We start from the raw sequence: 21027 nt of genomic DNA, 5'->3' as shown, positions 1-21027 counted from the left end.
AGCCAGCACTTCATCCTCGCAGCCGTCCATGTGCGCCGCGATCTTCGGGTACTTTTCGCGCAGTTGATCGGCAACCAACCGCCATTGCTGATGGCATTCGGCACGGCTGTCCTGGGCGAAGACCGTGCGCAGCAGCGCCGCTACCATGGTGCGGTGACCTTTGCCGACGTGGGCCATGGCATTGCCCATGAAATGCACACGGCAGCGCTGCCTGGTCGCGTTGAATACCTTGGAAACAGCCGCCTTGAGCCCTTCGTGGGCGTCATAGCGGGCTTGGTCATCGTGGTTCTCTTGGTTAAGGTTAAGTCCGCAAACTCAACGTTAGCCACGAACCACGATGACCATTCTCTATCGCCCGCAGGGCGCCTTCGGTTGGTTCAGTTACACCACTTCCCGGGTCATGACCGCCCAAAATGGGCTCAAGGCGTCAGGGCTGGTGAATCTTCTGATTGGTGGTGCATACCATCGATGGCCATTGCCCAACGGATAGAAACCGCTCGCGGGATCAAGCTTCTGCCCAACGAACCCTATCATCGGCGCCCGTTGGACAATAGCGGAAGAGCCATAAGGCGAGTAGGTTATCTTGCAAGTCTCGCCGCCATCCGATGCCAGCGTCTGTTTTCGATCAAGGTCGTTCACTCTGGCGTCAGACTGTGCAGAGTTATTCAAGCTACTCCGAAGTTCAACGAACTGCCCACTGGCAGTTTTATCAGGTCGCTCTTCCCGTCCGCCATAAGTGAGCCAAGTTCACAATCACAGAACGGTCCAGGCCATCAGGCACCTTCCGGCAGTAAGCTACGGTCGAACATGAACGGCCGATCTCCCTGCGGCGTATATTGATACAACTGCTGGGGCCTGCCGAGCCGCGGCTGATTCTTCTCCCCCGTATCACGCACCCAACCCAGCTCACGCAGGCGCTCCAGGCGCTTGCGCAGCGAGGTGTTGTTCACGGCCTGGCCCAGGCACGCCTGCACCGCCCCCAATGCATCGAGCACCGTGAACTTCTCGGCCAGCAGGTTCAGCGGCAGGCTGCTGTACACCGTCTTGCTCGCCAGCCGCTCGCGGGCGCGCTCCACCAGCAGGTTGTGATCGAACGGAAGCAGGACTTTGCGGCCCAACACACTGGCCAGGTCAAAAAAGGCCAACTGGTCACCCTCAACCTGCTGCCGGGGGTCAAGCAAGGCCAGGTAATAGGTGCTCAACGACCAGCCGCGCGGGTCGCGGAAAGCATTGCCTTCAGTACCTACCTGCTCCAGGTAACGCGGCAGCACCCGGGCCTTCTCGCCTAGCGCGCGCTCGGCAGCAGCCTCCAGGCTGGTGTCCGGGATGCGGCCATTGACGAGCACGCCGGGCAGAGCCCACTGAGCGGCATGGGGCTCGCGCTCGCGGCGATGCAACAACACTTGCAGATGCTGGGCTTCGGGGGCCAGGCGCAGCGCGACGATATCGACGCTGGCCAGGACTTCGGCTGTACTCACTAAAAGGCTCCACTGCTCAATGACGCAATATTCCACCAGAGCGCTTAACTGGGGCAAGCATCTATGACTGCAGGACGTGTGCTTGACACACTTATATCACCAGGTGAATTATATAGCCAGACCAGCGAGGAGAGCCCCATGAAAATCGCCAGTTTCGATGTCGACGCGCAAAACGGCTTCACCGCCAATGCCCCACAGGAATTGCCGGTGCCCGAAGGCAATGAAATCGCCGCCGACCTCAACACCATGGCCCTGCGCGCCGACCTGCGCCTGGGCAGCAAGGACGCGCACCCGGCCAATGCCGCGTGGGTGGTCACAGAACCTGGGCAAATGCTGCAACCGCTGACGCTGGCCAATGCCGACCTGACCTGGGTAAGCCACTGCGTGCCGGGCACGCCGGGCTTCGAACTGCTGCCAGGCCTGCCCGCCCCCATCGATTACGACTACTTCATATGGAAAGGCGTCGAACCCGACCTGCATCCCTACGGTGCCTGCTACCACGACCTGGCCGAGCGCCGCTCAACGGGCGTCATCGAATACCTCAAGGTGCAGCAGGTGGCGGCGGTGATCGTCGGTGGGCTGGCTCTGGACTACTGCGTCAAGACCACCGCCCGGCAGTTGCGCCAGGCGGGCTTCCAGGTACTCCTGTACTTGCCTGCCTGCCGCGCCCTGACCCAGGAAGGCGCCATCAGCGCGTGCGGCGCACTGGCCGCCGAGGGCGTCATCCTCTGCGGCGACGAGGCCGCGCTCGACCACCAGCTCTCTCTGATCAAGGAAGACCGCCCATGAGCGAAAGCGTTTTCGGCCCACGCATCGTCCAGAACCTGCTGGACACCGACTTCTACAAGATCACCATGATGCAGGCGGTGCTGCACAACTACCCCAACGCCGAAGTGGAATGGGAGTTTCGCTGCCGTAACGGCGAGGACCTCTCGCCTTACCTGGCTGAAATTCGCTATCAGGTGGAGCAACTGGCAGACGTCACAGTCACCCACGACCAACTGGCGTATCTGGAGAAAATCCCGTTCATCAAGCCGGACTTCATCCGCTTCCTCAGCCTGTTCCGCTTCAACCTGCGCTATGTCCAGGTCGGCCTGGATGACGCCGGGCAACTGGCGATCCGCGTGCGCGGGCCGTGGCTGCATGTAATTCTCTACGAGATCCCGCTGCTGGCGATCATCAGCGAGGTACGCAACCGCTACCGCTATCGCGAAGTGGTGATGGAACAGGTGGGCGAGCGGCTGTCCCAGAAACTGGACTGGCTCAAGGCCCATGCCAGTGCCGATGAGCTGGCGGGCTTGCAGCTAGCCGATTTCGGCACCCGGCGGCGCTTCTCGTACCGTGTACAGGAAACCGTGGTACATACCCTCAAACGCGATTTCCCGGGGCGCTTCGTCGGCACCAGCAACGTGCACCTGGCCCGCGAATACGAGCTCAAGCCCATCGGCACCATGGCCCACGAATGGTTCATGGCCCACCAGCAACTCGGCCCGCGCCTGGTCGACAGCCAGGCTGCCGCGCTTGAGTGCTGGGTGCGCGAATACCGTGGGCTGCTGGGCATCGCGCTGACCGACTGCATCACCATGGACGCGTTCATGGGCGATTTCGACCTGTACTTCGCCAAGCTGTTCGATGGCTTGCGCCACGACTCGGGCGACCCGCTGGCCTGGGCCGAAAAGGCCATCGCCCACTACCAGAGATTGGGCATCGACCCGCAAAGCAAGACGCTGATATTTTCCGACGGGCTGGATTTCGCCAAGACGCTTGGGCTGTACCGCGCCTTGCACGGGCGCATCAATGTGAGTTTTGGCATCGGCACCAACCTGACCTGCGATATCCCCGGCGTCAAGCCAATGAACATGGTGATCAAGATGACGGCCTGCAACGGCGCGCCGGTAGCCAAGATCAGTGACAGCCCAGGCAAGACCCAATGCCGCGATGAGAACTTCGTGGCGTACCTTAAACATGTCTTCAAAGTGGCTTGAGCACTGTCATATATCATGAGTGTCACGTACACAGCGCCATGAACCGCGCCGCCGCCCGCGAGGGCGTGGCCGCATGCGGCAGCAGGATGGAAAAGTGCCTGACCAACGGCTGCGGGGCGATATGCAAGCGCTGCAGTGCGCCACCCTCATGCCTGATCGACATCGCCGAAACGAAGCCGATACCCATCCCCGCCCGCACCGCCTCCTTCACCCCTTCGACCCCGGCAATTTCCAAGGCTACGCGCATGGCCACGCCACTGCGCGCAAATGCCCGTTCAACGATCTGCCGAACCCCGGAGCCGCTTTCACGCAGCACCAAGGGGTAGCTGCCCAAGGCCTCCAGCGTCTGGCCCGCCTGATTGGCCAACGGGTGAGCGCTTGGCACGATGGCGACGATTTCGTCCTCACGCCACGGCGTGACACCCGTGCCCAGCGGCAGTTCCTGCCCGGGCGGGCCTTCGATCAGGGCAATGTCCACACTGCCCAGCGCCGAGACGATCTCTGCGGTATTGCCGTGCAAGGTGCTCACCTGCACCTCGGGGTATTGCGCATGGAAGTCGGCGATCAGGTAAGGCAGCAGGTAGCTGGCGGGCGTAGTGCTGGCACCGATGCGCAAGGTGCCGCGCTCCAGAGCGCGCAGGGCGTCGCGCAGTGCCTGGGCCTGGCGAAAGGTTTCGCGCAGGCGTTCGGCATGGGCCAGCAGCTGCTCGCCGGCCGCAGTAAGCCGCACGCCGCGGCCGGCGCGCTGGTACAGGGGTTCGCCGAATGCGTCCTGCAGCAGCTTGAGCTGGCCGGAGACAGCCGGCTGCGACAGATGCAAGGCCAACGCTGCATGGCTGATGTTGCCATGCTCGGCAACAGTGGCAAACGTTATCAGTTGTTCCGGGGTCATGAATGCAAAATATCAGCTAAGCGGATATTTGCCATCCTGAATTACGATTTTTTATAAGCTTATAACCAAATTAAAGTAGGCCCTGTCGATTCACTGTCCGGAGGACTCACATGGCCACGGTACCGTCCAACCCTGCCTTTGCCCCTACCCTCTCTACCCGAGGGCGGCTCAACGGCATCCTGTTCGTCGCGTTGTTCGCGTTCGCCGTCACCCAACTGGCGGCCATGCCCGTTATCGCCAACCTGGGCATCAGCCCGCTGATCGTCGGCATCGTCGCCGGTGCCCTTTACGGCAACGCCCTGCGTGATGGCGTACCGGCCAGTTGGGCGGCGGGCATCAATTTCTCTGCCCGCGGGCTACTGCGCATCGCGGTGGCCTTCTTCGGCCTGCGTGTCAGCCTGCAGGAAATCGCCGAAGTCGGCTGGTCAGGCCTTGCGGTCTCGCTGCTGGTGGTGGTCAGCACTCTGCTGATCGGCCTGTGGTGTGGCATGAAGCTGCTCAAACTGGACCGCGATACCGCCTTGTTGACCGCAGCCGGCAGCGCCATTTGCGGCGCCGCAGCAGTGCTGGCCTTCGAATCGGCGCTGCGCAGCGCACCGCACAAGAGTGCCATGGCAGTGGGCAGCGTGGTGCTGTTCGGCACCCTGTCGATGTTCCTGTACCCGCTACTGATCAACAGCGGCTGGCTGCACCTCGATACCCTGGGTGCCGGCCTGTTCCTGGGCGGCACCGTTCATGAGGTTGCCCAGGTGGTGGGCGCGGCAAGCAATGTCAGCCCCGAGGCCACGCACATCGCTACCATCGTCAAGATGACCCGGGTGATGCTGTTGGTGCCGGTACTGCTGGTGGTGGGTGTCTGGATCAGCCGTACCCGGCTGCCGGGCCAGGCACAAGGCAACGGTCGCATCGCCATGCCCTGGTTCGCCTTTGGCTTCCTCGCGCTGGTGTTGGTGAACTCGCTGCAAGTATTGCCAGGCAGCGTGATCCAAGCGGTCAACAGCCTGGACACCTTCGCCCTGACCATGGCCATGACCGCACTGGGCATGGAGACACGCTTGAGCCAGATCCGCCAGGCTGGCCCGCGGGCACTGGTGACCGGGGCGATTCTCAACCTGTGGCTGCTCGGTGGCGGGCTGGCGATTACGCTGGGTGTGCAAAAGCTCTTCGCATGACTTATGGTGTTGTCAAAGAAGGATGTTTTACCTGCACAGGAAAGACTTAGATGCCCCAACGCCATGTCATCAATGCATCCGTCAGCCCCAAAGGCAGCCTGGAGACGCTGTCGCAACGTGAAGTCCAGCAACTGAGTGAAGCCGGCACCGGTAGCCTCTACACCCTGTTCCGCCAGTGCGCCCTGGCCATCCTCAACACCGGCGCCCATGTCGACAATGCCAAGACCATCCTTGAGGCCTACAAGGACTTCGAGGTACGCATCCACCAGCAAGACCGCGGCGTGCGCCTGGAGCTGCTCAATGCACCCGCCGATGCCTTCGTCGATGGCGAAATGATCGCCAGCACCCGCGAGATGCTGTTCAGCGCCCTGCGCGATATCGTCTACACAGAAAGCGAGCTGGCCAGCCAGCGCATCGACCTGGAAAGCTCCCAGGGCATCACCGACTACGTCTTCCACCTGCTGCGCAACGCACGCACCCTGCGCCCGGGCGTGGAGCCGAAAATGGTGGTGTGCTGGGGCGGCCATTCGATCAGCAGCGAGGAATACCAGTACACCAAGAAGGTCGGCCACGAACTGGGCCTGCGCAAGCTGGACATCTGTACCGGGTGCGGCCCGGGCGTGATGAAGGGGCCGATGAAAGGCGCCACCATCGCCCATGCCAAGCAACGCATGCACGGCAGCCGTTACCTGGGGCTGACCGAACCGGGCATCATTGCCGCCGAGGCGCCCAACCCGATCGTCAACGAACTGGTGATTCTGCCGGACATCGAGAAGCGCCTGGAAGCCTTCGTACGGGTCGGCCACGGCATCATCATCTTCCCAGGTGGCGCCGGTACTGCCGAGGAGTTCCTCTACCTGCTCGGCATCCTGATGCACCCGGACAACCAAGAGCTGCCTTTCCCGGTGGTGCTGACCGGGCCGCGCAGTGCCGAGCCGTTCCTGCTGCAGCTGCATGCCTTCGTTGGTGCCACCTTGGGTGAGGCCGCCCAGCGCCACTACCAGATCATCATCGATGACCCGGCCGAGGTAGCGCGGCAGATGGTCGAAGGGCTCAAGGAGGTCAAGCAGTTCCGCCGTGAGCGCAACGACGCGTTCCACTTCAACTGGCTGCTGAAGATCGACGGCGGCTTCCAGCACCCGTTCGACCCGACTCACGCCAACATGGCCGACCTGGCCCTGCGCCGCGACCTGCCGCCGCATGAACTGGCCGCCAACCTGCGTCGGGCGTTTTCCGGCATCGTTGCCGGTAACGTCAAGGACAAGGGCATCCGCCTGATCGAAGAGCACGGGCCGTATCAGATCCGCGGGGACAGTGCGGTACTGGAGCCACTGGGGCGCCTGTTGCAGGCGTTTGTCGACCAGCACCGGATGAAGCTGCCGGGTGGCGCGGAGTATGTGCCTTGCTATCAGGTTGTGACCTGAAGACAACAGGGCCGCACTGCGGCCCATCGCCGGCAAGCCGGCCCCCACTGGGTTTGCGCTGAGCTTGAGAGCAGCGGGGTACCTGTGAGGGCCGGTTGAAACGCTACCTGACCGGGTTCATCTCGCTGCGGTCAACCAGGCGAATACTGTTACGCCCGCCACGCTTGGACTGATACAGCGCCACATCACCCTGCTCGATCAACGCCGCCAGGCTCGCCGGCGGATGGTCGAACAGGTTGGCGCCAATACTCAGGGTCACGGCCTGCGGGGTCGGCATTGCCTGCTCGGCAAATTGCTGGAACTGGCTACGCAAAACACCGCCCAGCTCCACCACCCGCTCACTGCTGGCATCGCTGAGCAGGATGACGAACTCATCCCCGCCCAGCCGCGCCGCCAGTGACCGCTCCGGCAACACCGCACGGATCATCTCGCTGAGCGTGACCAACAGCCGGTCGCCAGCCGCGTGGCCATGCAGGTCATTGACCAGCTTGAAGTTGTCGATGTCTATCAGCAGTAGCGCCCCAGGCCGGGCCGGGCTCACGTCTTTTAACAGGGGCGTGGCGCGGACCTCCAACGCCCGGCGGTTGTACAGCGCCGTCAACGGATCGCGGGCAGCCAGCCGGGCGATCCGCTCTTCACGGCGATAACGCACGGTACCGGTCATCGACAGGGCGATCAGCATGATCGCCATGGCCCCCTCGACCAGCGACACCTGAATGATCAGGCCGCCGAAGGTCGCCAGGTCGATCAGCGTGCCAGGCGTCACCGCGATGACAGCCTTGACCACATAGAACAGGCCATGGATGAGCAGCACATAACGCAACTGCACCGCCCCCACGCTCAACGATTTGCCGTGCGGGCGCAACAGCAGGCTGGCCTTGAGCGTGAGCAGCGCCACCAGCAGCGAGTTGACCATCAGCATGACCTTCGACCACTGAGGCCCCACGGGCAGCAGCAGCAAGGCAAACCAGGCGACGACGATCAGCATCCAGCCCCGCGACAGGCGGGCCTGGGTAAAGCGCAGCACCCCCAGCAGGAAAAACGCATGCGCCACCACCAGCAAGCCGTTGGCGAACCAGATACCGATCAACAGCAGGCCGATCCCGCGCAGCAGGGCCAGGGTGGAGCCGATGGTGATGGTGGCGAAACCCGCGCTCCAGAACAGCAGCGAGGGTTCGCGGACGCTGCGCCACTCGATCGCCAGGTACAAGGCTGCGGCGGCAGCCAGGGCGATGGTGATGGTAAGCATCGTGGGTGGATCAAGCGCCATGAAAGTGTTGGCCTTTCTGGTTAACGTGGAAAACGGCTGATTGTATTCGTTTGCCATGACTTTTCAGAGAGGTAAAAACGGCTCACAACACCCGCTTGATCAACGGCTCCAGGCGACTGAAACGCAAGCGGCGCAAGAACCTGCGCACTTCTTTGGGGTGCTCCGCCTTGACGCCCAATTCTTGGGCCGAACCGATCTTCGGTGCAAACCGGCGAATGCCCTCCAGTTCCACTTCCCGCGGCACCGTCCATTCGCCCTGCGGGTCGTCGATCAGCAGCCCGTTCTCCAGGTCCAGGTTGAACCCGCGCGGATTGAGGTTGTTGCCTGTCAGCAACGAGTAACGCTGATCGACCCAGACGCCTTTGGCATGAAAGGTATGCCCAGGGTCGTTCCAGATCCGAACCACCAGTTGGCCGCTGACAATGCTGGCATGGCGGCGCCGGGCAAAGGCGCGCAGGTTGTCTTCATACAGATAGGGCAACGCGCCACTGGCGCTGAACGGCTCACCGGGCGCGATATAGAAATCATTGGCCGTACGGTGGCCGACAATCAGTTCCACCCGCACGCCGCGGTCCAGGGCGTGGTCGATCTCGCGCATCACCACTCGGGGCGGGTTGAAATAAGGCGTGCTGATGATGATCTGTGACCGCGCCGCAGCCAGCAACGCGCACACCGCGCGGTTAAGCGGGTTGCCACGGCCAACGCCGAGCAACGGCACCACCCGCAGGCCCTGCCCTGCAACGGCAGCCGGTGCGTCATACGCCATGCGCCGCAGCCGTGCACGCAAGCGGCGAATATCGCCGCGCAGGCTGCGGTTGGTCGGTGGCGCCGGCAGGTCCAGGCGCGGTGTAGCAGTGTGGTGCAACAGGCGCCGTACCAGGCCGACCATGGCATCGGCCAGCGCAGGCGACTGGAACAGGTGGTAACGGTCCAGGCGGTAACGGTCGAAACGGTGCAGGTAGACGTTGTTCAAACTGGCGCCGGTATAGATCACACAGTCATCGATCACGCTGCCCTTGAGGTGCAGCACGCCGAACAACTCACGGGTTTGCACTGGCACGCCATGAATAACCACGTCCAACCCACGCAGCTGACGCTGGGCCTGGTACCAGGCGGCATTGCCCGGCTGACGCCCGGCGCCCAGCAGGCCACGGCGTGCGCGAAACCAGTCGACCACGATGACGATCTCCAGGCCCGGCCGCGCCGCCTTGGCCTGGTACAGGGCATCCAGCACTTCCTGCCCGGCCTCGTCCTCCTGCAAGTACAAGGCGACAATGACAATGCGCCGGGTCGCAGCGCCGATGCGCTCGAGCAAGCAGGCGCGATAGGCCGCGGCATCGGGCAACACCTGGATGGCCTGCGGCGCGATGGCGAAACCTGGCAGCGCCGCCAGCATGGATTCGGGGTTCAAATAGCTTCACCTTCTGTCTGCATTCAGGTCCATTCCTGGCCATCACGCCGGGGTGTAAGATCGACCGGGCAACGACCCATAACAACAAGAAACATGCGAGGCCTGTTTTCCACTGCCCCCGACAAATCACGCCTCAGCTTGCACAGGAAGATCGCAATGGTCCACCCCGTTTCTGCAATCGTCTCGCCTTGCCCAGCCAAGACCTTCGGTTTTCTGGTGCTGCCCAACTTCACCACCATCGGCCTGGCGTCGGCGGTGGAAACCCTGCGCATGGCCAACCTGGCCGCCCGCCGCCCCCTCTACCGCACCGTATTGCTCGCTGCCAGCGAGGCGCCGGTGATGGCCAGCAATGGCATGCGCATCCTGCCTGACCATGCCATCGCCGACGCCCCGCCGCTGGATGCCCTGTTCGTGGTCGGGGCCAACCCGATCGACCGCAGCCGAGGTAACCGGCCCCTGATCGACTGGCTGCGCCAACTGGCCCGCCAGCACGTACCGCTAGGCGGCATCTGTACCGGCAGCTACCTGCTGGCCAAAGCCGACCTGCTCAAAGGCTATCGCTGCACCATCCACTGGGAGGACATCGAGGCCCTGCAGGCGCATTTCCCCGGGATCGTCATATCCAGCCAACTGTTCGAACTGGACCGCGACCGTTACACCTGCTCCGGTGGCGTTGCGGCCATGGACATGATGCTGCAGCTGGTCGCCCGCGAAGCCGGCGGCCAGGACATCGCCGCCAAGGCGGCCGAGTTGCTGCTGTGCGACCGTGTGCGCGGCGAGCGCGAACGGCAGCGCGTACCGTTGCGCACCTTGCTGGGCAGTGCCCAGCCCAAGCTTAGCCAAGTGGTGGCGATCATGGAGGCAAACCTGGAGGAGCCGCTGGCGCTGGAGGAACTGGCCAGCCTCAACGAGGTGACCGTGCGCCAGCTAGAGCGGCTGTTCCATAAATATTTGCAGCGCACGCCCAGCCAGTATTACCTGGAGTTGCGGCTGTCGCGGGCGCGGGAATTGCTGTTGCGCAGCGACGTGCAGGTGCGGGAGGTGGCACTGGCGTGCGGGTTCAGTTCGCCGGCGCATTTTTCCAAGAGCTACAGCCGCTTCTTTGGCCTGTCACCGCTGGGGGAACGGCGGCAGGCATCGTTGCACTGATACCTCAGTCTTTGAGTTCATCATGGGCCGTTTCCCGGCACATCAACATGGCCACCAGCGCCACCAACGCTGCCGCCAGCAGGTACCCGGCCGGCGCCAGTTTGCTACCGGTCACATGAATCAACCAGGTGGCGATGAACGGCGCAGTCCCGCCAAACAAGGCGTTGGCCAGGTTGAAGCTCAAGGCAAAGCCACTGAAACGCACGCGGGTGGGGAAAATTTCCGCGAGCAGGCACGGCAAGGTGCCGTCGTTCATCGCCAGCATCGCCCCGAAGAAGATCTGGATCGCCAGCACCACCAGCAGGGGCTGGCCATCGAGCAGCTTGAACAGCGGCACGGTCAACCCCAGGAACAGCAGTGAAGCAACCACCAGCATGGTCTTGCGGCCAAAGTGGTCAGACAGGCGTCCCATCAGGAAAATCAGGCCAATGTAGGTGGCCAGCGAAACCGTCGAGGCGATGAACGAGTCACGCTCGCTCATGCCCATTTCATTCGACAGGTAAGTGGGCATGTAGCTGAGCAGCAGGTAGAACGCCACAGCATTGAGGCAGGTAACCCCGATACCGATGGCCAGGCTGCGGCGGTGCCGGCTCAGCAGTTCGCGGATCGGCGCCGGCGTCATGCAAGCCTTGCTTTCCAGCCGCTGTTCCATCTCCAGGAACTTGGGTGTGTCCTGCAGGCTCATGCGGATATAACGTCCCACCAGGCCGAACGGTGCCGCCAGCAAAAACGGCAGGCGCCAGCCCCAGCTGTGCAGGTCTTCAGTGCTGAGCAGTTCATGCAAGGCCGCGACGAATGCTGCACCGAACAACAGCCCGGCCGCGGTGCTGGCAGGCACGATGCTGGTGTACAGCCCCCGTCTGCCAGGCGGTGCGTATTCAGCGAGAAACGCCGCAGCGCCGGCATACTCGCCCGAAGCGGAAAAACCTTGCACCAGGCGGATCAGCAACAGCAGGCACGGTGCCCACAGGCCGATCTGCGCATACCCCGGCAGCAAGCCGATGCAGAAGGTCGAGATCGACATGATCAGGATCGACAGTGACAGCGCGTTGCGCCGCCCATGGCGATCGCCGAAATGGCCCCACACCACCCCGCCCAGCGGGCGTACGAGGAAGGACAGGGCGAATACCGCGAACGTCGCCAGCAAGCCGCTGGTCTTGTCGGTTTGCGGAAAGAAGGTGGCGGCGATGATGGTCGCCAGGTAGCCGTAGGCCGCGTAATCGAACCATTCGACGAAGTTGCCCATGAAACTGGCACGGGCGGCCTTGCGCAGGGCCTGGCGTTCGGCGCCTTGGGTGGCACCGGCGAGGGTGGGAGCATTCAGGGTGGTGCTGGACATGACGGATACCCTCTGGTTCTTCTAATTGGAGGCAGGGTCTGAAGGTCATACAGTTAGTTGTTATTGTGTTGTTTGTGCCGGCCTCTTCATTCGCGCAGAGGCCGGCACCTGTCATCATTTGCGAATGATGTTGTGCTCCGGTCCATACGGGAACTTGGTGATGTTCTCGGCACCCGTTTCATTGACGATCAGGATGTCATGCTCGCGGTAGCCCCCTGCCCCCGGCAGCCCTTCGGGCAGCATGATCATCGGCTCGATCGATACCACCATGCCCGGTTCCAGCACCGTATCGATATCCTCGCGCAGCTCCAGCCCTGCCTCGCGGCCGTAGTAGTGGCTGAGGGTGCCGAATGAGTGGCCATAGCCGAAGGTGCGGTACTGCAGCAGGTCATGGCGCAGGAAGATCTCGTTCAGCTCGCGGGCGATATCGCAGCAGCGCATGCCCGGGCGCACCAGCTTGAGCCCTGCCTCGTGCACTTCGACGTTGGCTTGCCACAGGCGCAAATGCTCGTCCGGGCAGTGGCCCAGGAACAACGTACGCTCCAGTGCGGTGTAGTAGCCGGCGATCATCGGGAAGCAGTTGAGGCTGAGAATGTCGCCCGGGTTTACCTTGCGGCTGGTCACCGGGTTGTGCGCACCGTCAGTGTTGAGCCCGGACTGGAACCAGGTCCAGGTGTCCATCAACTCGCTGTCGGGGAAACTGCGGGCGATCTCGCGGATCATCGCCTGGGTGGCATGCAGTGCCACTTCATATTCCGGCACCTGGTCCTGCAGCGCCTCGACCACCGCCGCACCGCCAATGTCGGCCACCCGGGCACCGTGGCGAATGAGCGCCTGCTCCTCGGCGGACTTGATCATGCGCATGCGCATGCAGGGCGCACCGATGTCCAGCAGCTCGGCCCTTGGGTAGCAGGCAGCGAGCTTGGCATGATTCTGCAGGTTGAGGTGGTCGTACTCCACGCCGATACGCGAAGCCAGCGGCAGCGCCTGCTGGATGGCCACGAAGTAGTTGTCGCGCTGCCAGTCGGTATAGACGATGTTGTCGGTGCCGACCGTACGACGCCAAGGTTGGCCACCGTCGATGTTGGCGCTGATCGACACCACCTTGTCGTGGGTCACCACCAGTGCATAAGGGCGGCCAAACGAACAGTAGAGGAAGTCGCTGTAGTAGTTGACGTTGTGGTAGGAGGTGAAAATCGCCGCCTCGATATCCTGCTCGGCCATGTAGGCCCGCAACCGGGCATGACGTGCGGCGTATTCCTGTGCGGAAAAGGTCGGTTTGGCCTTGTTGCCGTTGCGGATCTTCAGGGTCTGGGGCATTTGCATGGTCGGTGTTCCTTGTCGTTGTGAGCACGCTGTTTCAGGCCGGCCGCCTGAGATGCATTGCAGCAGAACGAACGAGGACGCTTTTGTACCTATCCGACCTGGAATTGGCGCGATGGCCACTGCCCCATTGCAAACAAGCCGGCCCCCACAGTTACACCACAAAGCCTGAAGGCGGTGGAGTGCTTGTGGGGGCCGGCTTGCCGGCGATTGGGCTGCAAAGCAGCCCCAGCCATCACGTTTATTTCAAATCAAAACGATCCAGCTCCATGACTTTCACCCAAGCCGCAACGAAGTCCTTGACGAACTTGCCCTTGCCATCGCTGCTGCCATACACCTCGCTCAGCGCCCGCAACTGCGCATGCGAGCCGAACACCAAGTCCACACGGGTGCCTGTCCACTTCACCTGCCCGGTCTTGCGGTCGCGGCCTTCGAAGCTTTCGTTGTCGCCCGAGGTGGCCTTCCACTCCACACCCATGTCCAGCAGGTTGCGGAAGAAGTCATTGCTCAGGGTGCCAGGCTGGTCGGTGAACACGCCGTCCTTGCTGCCGCCATGGTTGGCACCGAGCACCCGCAGGCCGCCGATCAGCACGGTCAGTTCCGGCGCGGTCAGGGTCAGCAACTGGGCTTTATCCAGCAGCAGTTTCTCGGCCTTGACGCTGTAACGCGCCTTGGTGAAATTGCGGAAACCGTCAGCCAGTGGCTCGAGCACAGCAAACGACTCGACATCGGTCTGTTCCTGGGAGGCGTCGACACGGCCCGGGCGGAATTGCACGTTGCCAGCGTAGCCGGCATCTTTGGCGGCCTTTTCCACGGCGGCGGTACCGGCCAGCACAATCAGGTCGGCCAGAGAGATGTGCTTGCCACCGTTGTTGAATTCACCCTGGATCTGCTCCAGTGCCGCCAGCACTTTGCCCGTGCCCTGGTTGGCTGGCCAGTCCTTCTGCGGCGCCAGGCGCAGGCGCGCACCGTTGGCGCCACCGCGCTTGTCGGAACCACGGAACGTCGAGGCGGCCGCCCAGGCGGTGGATACCAGCTCACCGACGCTCAATCCCGACGCCAGTATCTTGCTCTTGAGCGCGGCAATGTCCTGCTCACTGGGTAACGCTTGATCGGCCTTGGGCAGCGGGTCTTGCCAGAGCAGTTCCTCGTTGGGCATTTCCGGCCCGAGGTAACGTGCCAGCGGGCCCATGTCGCGGTGGATAAGCTTGTACCAGGCACGGGCGAAGGCGTCTGCCAGCTGGTCGGGGTTGTCCTTGAAGCGCCGGGCGATCGGCTCGTAGATCGGGTCGAAGCGCAGGGCCAGGTCAGAAGTGAGCATGGACGGTGCGTGGCGTTTGCCTGGGTCATGGGCATCCGGCACGGTGCCAGCGCCTTTGCCCTCCTTGGGCTGCCACTGATGGGCACCGGCCGGGCTCTTGGTCAGTTCCCACTCGAAGTTGAACAGGTTGTTCAAGTACTCGTTGCTCCAACGCGTTGGCGTAGAGGTCCAGGTCACTTCCAGGCCGCTGGTGATGGTGTCGCCACCCTTGCCGGTGCCAAATTTGTTGGCCCAGCCCAGGCCTTGCAGTTCAAGGCCGGCGGCCTCCGGTTCGGGGCCGACGTTATCAGCAGGGCCTGCGCCATGGGTTTTGCCGAAGGCATGGCCACCGGCGATCAGGGCCACGGTTTCTTCATCGTTCATGGCCATGCGGCCGAAGGTTTCGCGGATATCCTTGCCCGAAGCCACCGGGTCGGGGTTGCCTTCCGGGCCTTCCGGGTTGACGTAGATCAGGCCCATCTGCACGGCGGCCAGCGGGTTTTCCAGGTTGCGCTCGGCCGACAGGTCGCGGTTCTGTTCTTCACCATGCTTGGCGGGTTCGGCCACCAGGTCCCCCTGCCCGGGCGCCTGGGCCTTGACCTGGTCCTTGCCATAGCGGGTGTCGCCGCCCAGCCAGACCTTTTCCGAACCCCAGTACACGTCTTCGTCCGGCTCCCACACATCCGCCCGGCCGCCGGAGAAACCGAAGGTCTTGAACCCCATCGATTCCAGGGCGACGTTGCCGGTGAGCACGATCAGGTCGGCCCAGGAGATCTTGTTGCCGTACTTCTGCTTGATCGGCCACAGCAGGCGCCGCGCCTTGTCCAGGCTGACGTTGTCGGGCCAGCTGTTGAGCGGCGCGAAACGCTGCTGACCAGAGCCGGCGCCGCCACGGCCGTCACCGATGCGGTAGGTGCCGGCGCTGTGCCAGGCCATGCGGATGAACAACGGGCCATAGTGGCCAAAGTCGGCCGGCCACCAGTCCTGGGAGTCGGTCATCAAGGCGGTCAGGTCTTGCTTGAGCGCCTGGAAGTCGAGGCTCTTGAACGCCTTGGCGTAGTCGAAGTCCGGGTCCATCGGGTCGGACTTGGCGCCATGTTGGTGGAGAATCCTGAGGTTGAGCTGGTCAGGCCACCAGTCTCGGTTGGTGGTGCCGCCACCTGCGGTTTGATGGAACGGGCATTTCGATTCGTTCGACATCTGCGGTTACCTTTGGGTCGGTTATCCAGATTTCCGGTCTATGCCAGGTGTTCTTTGAGCCGAGCACATGGGCTCATGCCTACCCCTCATCAGGTCAGGTCGGTCACGTTCCGACAGGGGCTTGCGAAGCTGTCACGGCGTGGCGGCAGGGTCTTGCACCCAGGTGCTCTGACGCCGCCCGCAGGGGAATTCGCAGGGCCACGGACAAGACTAGTCGAGCTTGGGCAGACTTCTAATAGAGTGGCTATTGGAGGGTGATAGGTAGGCTCTGTCAGGATTGCCGGGCAGGCGACAGCGCCCCCTGCCACCGGCTCACTTCCTGCGTTGCATCCAGGCTGCCCCAAGCCCACTCAGGCAGATGATGGCGATACCCAGCAAGGTGGTGCTATCGGGCACTTGCCCGTAGATCAGCAACCCCAGCAAGCCGGCAAACACGATCTGGCAATAACTGAACGGCGCCAGCAGAGCTGGCGCGGCGTGGCGGAAGGCCTGGGTCAGCAGCAGGTGCGCACTCATGCCGAAACCGCCCAGTGCCAGCATCAGCAGCGCGTGGTCCCAGCGCGGCAGCTCCCAGAAAAACGGCACCAACGCACTCATCACCAGCGTGTTGCACAGCCCGGCGTAGAAGTTGCTGGTGGTGGGGCTGTCATGGGCGGCGAGTATGCGCGTGAGCAACTGGTAGAAGCAAAAGCCTAGCGCCGAGCCGAAGGGGTACAGGATTGCCGGGGTGAACATCGCGCCACCGGGGTGCACCACCACCAGCACGCCGATGAAGCCCAGCACCACCGCCACCCATTGCCCTGGCGTGACCCGCTCCTTGAGCAGCGGCGCCGACAGCGCAGTGACCAGCACCGGGGCCAGGAAGTTGACCGAGGTCGCCTCGGCCAGCGGCAGGTACTGCAAGCCGGTGGTGAACAGCAGGCTGGTGCTTAGCAAGCTTAACGCGCGCAACGTCTGTAGCACCGGGCGCCGGGTGCGCAGCACATTCAGGCCGGATTTGGGCAGGAATATGCCGGCCATCAGTAGCGTGTGCACCAGGTAGCGGGCCCACACCACCATGATGATCGGGTATAGCCCACCGAGGAATTTGGACAAGGCATCGTGGCTGGCGAACAGGAACGTGGCCACCACCACCAGGGCGATGCCGCGCAGGGGGTGGTTGACTCCGGACAGCGGTGTGCTGGAACTCATGGCGTTCTCGATGGCGGCGCTGCGGCATGCAGCGCCAGGTGAAGGCAGTGCGACAACAGGGATTCTAGAAGAGATACGACGACTTAAGGAAGGTCAATTGACACGCCGGTTCAAGCCAATGTGTTTTCCGTTCGCTGATCGACCACTTTCAGCTCCCTACTCGTGGTCCCTGACAGGCGAAACGCGCACCATCGAACGTGGCCCTCGAACCCGAACAAGGAGTTTTCATGCATAGGCTCACCACCCGCAACGGCCTCGACCTACCCAGCATCGGCCTGGGCACCTGGCCGATGACCGGCGCCGAGTGCACGCGTGCAGTTCACCAGGCACTGGAGCTGGGTTACCGGCACATCGATACCGCCACCGCCTACGACAACGAAGCTGCTGTTGGCCAGGCGTTGCGCGACAGCAGCGTGCCACGCGAACAGATCCACCTGACCACCAAGGTCTGGTGGGACCGCCTGGCGCCCGAGGCCATGCGCCAATCCCTGGAGAACAGCCTGCGCGCCCTGGGCACCGAGCAGGTCGACCTGTTCCATATTCACTGGCCCGGCAAGGACTGGGACCTGGCCCGTAGCATCGAGACGCTGGTGGCCCTGCGTGACGAGGGCAAGGTACGCAGCATCGGCGTGGCCAACTTCCCCCTCGGCCTGCTGCGCCAAGTGATCGAAACGCTGGGCGCGCCGCTGGCGGCGATCCAGGTGGAATACCACGTGCTGCTCAGCCAGCAACCGCTGCTCGACTATGCCCGCCAGCACGACCTGCTGCTCACGGCGTATACCCCGCTGGCCCGCGGGCGGGCGGCGGCGCAGCCGGTGATCCAGGACATCGCCCACAAGCATGGTGTGTTGCCGAGCCAGGTGGCGCTCAAGTGGTTGCTGGACCAGGGCGGCGTGGCGGTGATCCCCAAGGCCAGCAGCCGCGAGAACCAGCTGAGCAACCTGGCGGCGCTGGATGTGCGCCTGGATGATCAGGATCGGGCGCTGATTGCCGGGTTGCCAAAGGATCAGCGGGTGGTGAACCCAGACTTTGCGCCGGACTGGAACAGCTGAATGCCAGGGGCCGCTTTGCGGCCCCTTCAACCCACCGCCACAGCCACCTGCTTCAACCGCTCCCCCGCCGGCACCGGCCGCCCATACAGATAACCCTGAAAGTGCGAGCACCCCTCCGCCGCCAGGCGCTGCATCTGCTCCTCGGACTCCACCCCCTCTGCCGTGGTCTTGATCATCAGGCTGTTGGACAGCTCGGTGATCGCCCGAACGATGGACATCGCCTCGCGGCTGTCGCACATGTCATGCACGAACGACTTGTCGATCTTGATCCGGTCGAACGGGAACGAGCGCAGGTAACCGAGCGACGAATACCCGGTGCCGAAGTCATCCAGCGAAATCGACACCCCCAGGTCTTTCAGCGCGCGCAAGGTACGCACGTTCTCCTCGCTGTTGCCCAGCAGTACCGATTCGGTGATTTCCAGCTCCAGGCGCTGGGGCGCCAGGCCCGAGTCGGCCAGGGCCAGCGCCACGGTATGGACCAGGTTGGCGTTCTTGAACTGCACCGGTGACAGGTTGACCGACACCGTCTGCTCACTGTCCCAACTGGCCGCCTCCTGGCACGCCAGGTTCAGCGCACGGGTGCCGAGTTCGTGGATCAGCCCGGTCTCCTCGGCAATGGGAATGAAGTCCATGGGCATGACCATGCCACGGGTCGGGTGCTCCCAGCGCAACAGCGCCTCGTAGCCAGTCACGCTGCTGGTCTGCTGGTCCACTATCGGCTGGTAATGCAGGTGCAACTGCCCAAGGTGCAGCGCAGTGCGCAGGTCGGTCTCGACCAGGCGGCGCTGGCGGGCGGCGACATCCAGTTCGACGTGGAAGCACTCAAAGCGGTTACGGCCATTGCGCTTGGCTTCGTAGAGGGCCATATCGGCGTAACCGAGCAACTGTTCGGCCTGTTCATTGTCATCGGGGGCAATGGCGATGCCGATGCTCACGCCCACCGTGAACTGGTGGCCTTCGATCTGGAACGGCGGGCAAATCGCTTCAATCAGGCGCTTCGCCGTATTGCAGGCAGCCTCGCGGCCGTCCAGGCCAGTCAGCACCACGGCGAACTCGTCGCCGCCCAAACGGGCCAGGGTGTCTTGCTCGCGCAGCTCGCGGCGCAGGCGCTTGCCCAGGGCGCGCAACAGCTTGTCGCCGAAGGCATGGCCGAGGGAGTCGTTGATGTTCTTGAAGTTGTCCAGGTCCAGGCACAGCGCTGCGGTCAGCTTTTCGCTCTGCTGGCCGCGCACCAGTGCCTGCTTGAGCCGCTCGTTGAACAGTGTGCGGTTGGGCAAACCGGTCAGCGCGTCGTGGTGCGCCATGTGGTGGATCTGGGCGTGGGCGGCCAGTTCCTCGGTGGCGTCCTCTGCCACGAACAACACATAGTCGGCCTGGCCCTCGCGGTTCTGGCTGAGCAGTGCGCGGCTGCGCAAGGTACGCGGACCACAGGCGGTATCGACCCGGGTCTCAGCAGCATAACCCTTGGGGTTGCGCGCGCCACGGGCGAGCTGCTGTTCCAGGTAGTCAGCCGCAGCCGGTGCCAGGCACTCACCCGGCAACTGGCCGATCATGCTGCTGCCGCGACCACCGAACAGGCGTTCGGCCTGCTGGTTGGCCAACAGGATGCGCTGGCTTTCCAGGTCCTGGACGATAACGCTGGCGGGAATGTTGGCGATCACCGAATCAAGGAACTGCGAGAGCTTGGTCATCTCCTGGCTGTACTGTTCAGCCAGCTCCTTGGCCTGCAACAGCTCCAGTTCCTGCTGGCGCCGCTCGGAAATGTCGCGGGTGACCTTGGCGAAGCCAATCAGATGGCCGTTGTCATCGCGCACCGCCTCGATCACCACGTGGGCATGAAAGGTCGAGCCGTCCTTGCGCAGGCGTGCGCCGGTTTCTTCGAAGCGGCCCGTGTCGCGCGCCTGCGCAAGGTTCTGCTCGGGCAGGCCGGCGACGCGCTCGGCTTCGCTGTAGAACAGCGAGTAGTGCTTGCCGACGATTTCGTCGGCAAGGTAACCCTTGGCCCGCTGGGCGCCCGGGTTCCAGTTGGCGACGATACCGTCGGGGGTGAGCAGGTAGATGGCATAGTCCACCACGCTCTGGATCAACAGCCGATACATGATGTCGGGGCTTGCGACTAGCGACATGAAAATTTCCCTGAACCTGCAACGCGCACGAAAAGGAACCCCAGGCCAGAGCGACCGGGTCTTGAATACGAGGTAATGGCATTATGCCGCTTGAGTGGATTTTGTGAAGTGGCTCACAGTTTTTTGCCAGCGCCGCTCAGTGGTAAGCGGACGTAACCTTATAGGTGAGCAGGTCCGGGTCATCACCCAGCACGATTTGCTGCACCGGCCGCGGCAAGTCGGCCACGACGGCTTTGCAGAAGGCAACGGCGGTGGGGTCCGGCGCATAGCAGCGCAGGAGCCAGTCTCCGGCACCGCTGAGCAACTGCAGCGCGACCGCACGCCCAATACCCTGCCGGCGGTAGCGCTTGAGGATGAACAGGTCGGCCAGCTCACTGGCATTGATGCCAGGCAGCTCGCTGCGCTCGACCAGCACGAAACCGGCAATGAAACCATCCACCAGTACCAGGTTTGCGCTCCAACCGTTTGCAAGCCAATAGCGCTGCAGGTGCTCTTCGTGAATGTAGAAGCGCCCGTCTACCTCGACGTCTTCCTGCTCCCAGTCAGAGGACTCGTAGGCATAGAACTGATAGAGATTACGGATCAGGTCGGCCTGGTCGCGGGTAGTGGTGAGCAATTCGATGGGCAGCATGGGGGGCTCGGGCACAGGGGTGGTTGAAAGGCTTTCATGTTGAAAGTACCGGCCCCCAGATTATGGCTCAACTCAGCGCCATGA

17 protein-coding genes and 1 pseudogene are annotated in these 21027 nt (G+C 63.1%); 6 read left to right on the top strand and 12 right to left on the bottom strand.

The features are described from left to right. The 3 genes and pseudogenes from NGJ21_RS16240 to NGJ21_RS16230 all read right to left on the bottom strand — a co-directional run. Positions 1-264: pseudogene (locus NGJ21_RS16240) on the bottom strand (transposase); the annotation flags it as partial. 117 nt (positions 265-381) lie between these two features. Further along, a complete protein-coding gene (locus NGJ21_RS25890) occupies positions 382-639 on the bottom strand; it encodes an RHS repeat-associated core domain-containing protein (RefSeq protein WP_286010437.1) in 258 nt (85 codons plus the stop codon). 134 nt (positions 640-773) lie between these two features. Next, on the bottom strand, positions 774-1478 hold the full coding sequence (locus NGJ21_RS16230) for an NUDIX hydrolase (RefSeq protein WP_251962398.1): 705 nt from the start codon (positions 1476-1478) through the stop codon (positions 774-776). 138 nt (positions 1479-1616) lie between these two features. Between NGJ21_RS16230 and NGJ21_RS16225 the strand changes: the two genes are divergently transcribed. Both NGJ21_RS16225 and pncB read left to right on the top strand, forming a co-directional pair. After that, the gene (locus NGJ21_RS16225) at positions 1617-2267 is read left to right on the top strand and encodes a nicotinamidase (RefSeq protein ID WP_251962397.1); all 651 of its coding nucleotides are present in this window, start codon (positions 1617-1619) and stop codon (positions 2265-2267) included. Next, complete coding sequence (pncB, locus tag NGJ21_RS16220) at positions 2264-3463, top strand: nicotinate phosphoribosyltransferase (protein WP_251962396.1); 1200 nt, start codon at positions 2264-2266, stop codon at positions 3461-3463. Before NGJ21_RS16225 ends, pncB begins: the two co-directional genes overlap by 4 nt. Before the next feature lie 22 nt (positions 3464-3485). Here pncB and NGJ21_RS16215 read toward each other — a convergent pair whose 3' ends face one another. After that, complete coding sequence (locus NGJ21_RS16215; protein WP_237858289.1) at positions 3486-4355, bottom strand: LysR family transcriptional regulator; 870 nt, start codon at positions 4353-4355, stop codon at positions 3486-3488. 110 nt (positions 4356-4465) lie between these two features. On the opposite strand from NGJ21_RS16215, the gene NGJ21_RS16210 reads away from it, so the two are divergent. Further along, positions 4466-5527 carry a YeiH family protein gene (locus NGJ21_RS16210; RefSeq protein ID WP_251962395.1) on the top strand — a complete coding sequence of 354 codons (1062 nt, stop codon included), beginning with the start codon at positions 4466-4468 and terminating at the stop codon, positions 5525-5527. Between the two features lie 50 nt (positions 5528-5577). Next, a complete protein-coding gene (gene ppnN / locus NGJ21_RS16205; RefSeq protein WP_251962394.1) occupies positions 5578-6951 on the top strand; it encodes a nucleotide 5'-monophosphate nucleosidase PpnN in 1374 nt (457 codons plus the stop codon). Positions 6952-7054: 103 nt separating this feature from the next. Here ppnN and NGJ21_RS16200 read toward each other — a convergent pair whose 3' ends face one another. Further along, positions 7055-8221, bottom strand: coding sequence for a GGDEF domain-containing protein (locus tag NGJ21_RS16200; protein ID WP_251962393.1), 1167 nt, complete (start codon positions 8219-8221; stop codon positions 7055-7057). Between the two features lie 82 nt (positions 8222-8303). Continuing rightward, positions 8304-9632, bottom strand: coding sequence for a CDP-diacylglycerol--serine O-phosphatidyltransferase (gene pssA / locus NGJ21_RS16195; RefSeq protein ID WP_251962392.1), 1329 nt, complete (start codon positions 9630-9632; stop codon positions 8304-8306). Between the two features lie 156 nt (positions 9633-9788). Here pssA and cahR point away from each other — a divergent pair, with 156 nt between their 5' ends. Further along, complete coding sequence (gene cahR / locus NGJ21_RS16190) at positions 9789-10781, top strand: transcriptional regulator CahA (protein WP_046785480.1); 993 nt, start codon at positions 9789-9791, stop codon at positions 10779-10781. Between the two features lie 4 nt (positions 10782-10785). Here cahR and NGJ21_RS16185 read toward each other — a convergent pair whose 3' ends face one another. The 4 genes from NGJ21_RS16185 to NGJ21_RS16170 all read right to left on the bottom strand — a co-directional run bounded on the left by NGJ21_RS16185 (position 10786) and on the right by NGJ21_RS16170 (position 17134). Continuing rightward, positions 10786-12120, bottom strand: coding sequence for an MFS transporter (locus tag NGJ21_RS16185; RefSeq protein WP_174141469.1), 1335 nt, complete (start codon positions 12118-12120; stop codon positions 10786-10788). 114 nt (positions 12121-12234) lie between these two features. Next, entirely contained in the window at positions 12235-13446 is a 1212-nt protein-coding gene (creA, locus tag NGJ21_RS16180) for a creatinase (protein ID WP_174141468.1), read from the bottom strand. A gap of 238 nt (positions 13447-13684) precedes the next feature. Beyond that, complete coding sequence (gene katG, locus NGJ21_RS16175) at positions 13685-15943, bottom strand: catalase/peroxidase HPI (RefSeq protein WP_251962391.1); 2259 nt, start codon at positions 15941-15943, stop codon at positions 13685-13687. 312 nt (positions 15944-16255) lie between these two features. Next, the gene (locus NGJ21_RS16170; RefSeq protein ID WP_012314122.1) at positions 16256-17134 is read right to left on the bottom strand and encodes a DMT family transporter; all 879 of its coding nucleotides are present in this window, start codon (positions 17132-17134) and stop codon (positions 16256-16258) included. Positions 17135-17361: 227 nt separating this feature from the next. On the opposite strand from NGJ21_RS16170, the gene NGJ21_RS16165 reads away from it, so the two are divergent. Continuing rightward, entirely contained in the window at positions 17362-18186 is an 825-nt protein-coding gene (locus NGJ21_RS16165; protein WP_119688821.1) for an aldo/keto reductase, read from the top strand. Between the two features lie 26 nt (positions 18187-18212). Here NGJ21_RS16165 and NGJ21_RS16160 read toward each other — a convergent pair whose 3' ends face one another. Together NGJ21_RS16160 and NGJ21_RS16155 are read right to left on the bottom strand one after the other, a co-directional pair. Next, positions 18213-20312 carry a putative bifunctional diguanylate cyclase/phosphodiesterase gene (locus tag NGJ21_RS16160; RefSeq protein ID WP_174141466.1) on the bottom strand — a complete coding sequence of 700 codons (2100 nt, stop codon included), beginning with the start codon at positions 20310-20312 and terminating at the stop codon, positions 18213-18215. Positions 20313-20448: 136 nt separating this feature from the next. After that, positions 20449-20943 carry a GNAT family N-acetyltransferase gene (locus NGJ21_RS16155; RefSeq protein WP_115275073.1) on the bottom strand — a complete coding sequence of 165 codons (495 nt, stop codon included), beginning with the start codon at positions 20941-20943 and terminating at the stop codon, positions 20449-20451. Positions 20944-21027: the final 84 nt, after the last annotated feature.

It is taken from the genome of Pseudomonas sp. Marseille-Q5299 (assembly GCF_943737035.1).
Classification (GTDB): Bacteria; Pseudomonadota; Gammaproteobacteria; order Pseudomonadales; family Pseudomonadaceae; genus Aquipseudomonas; species Aquipseudomonas putida_E.
Note: the sequence above shows the minus strand (reverse complement) of the source record. Positions and strands in the feature narration are given on the sequence as shown.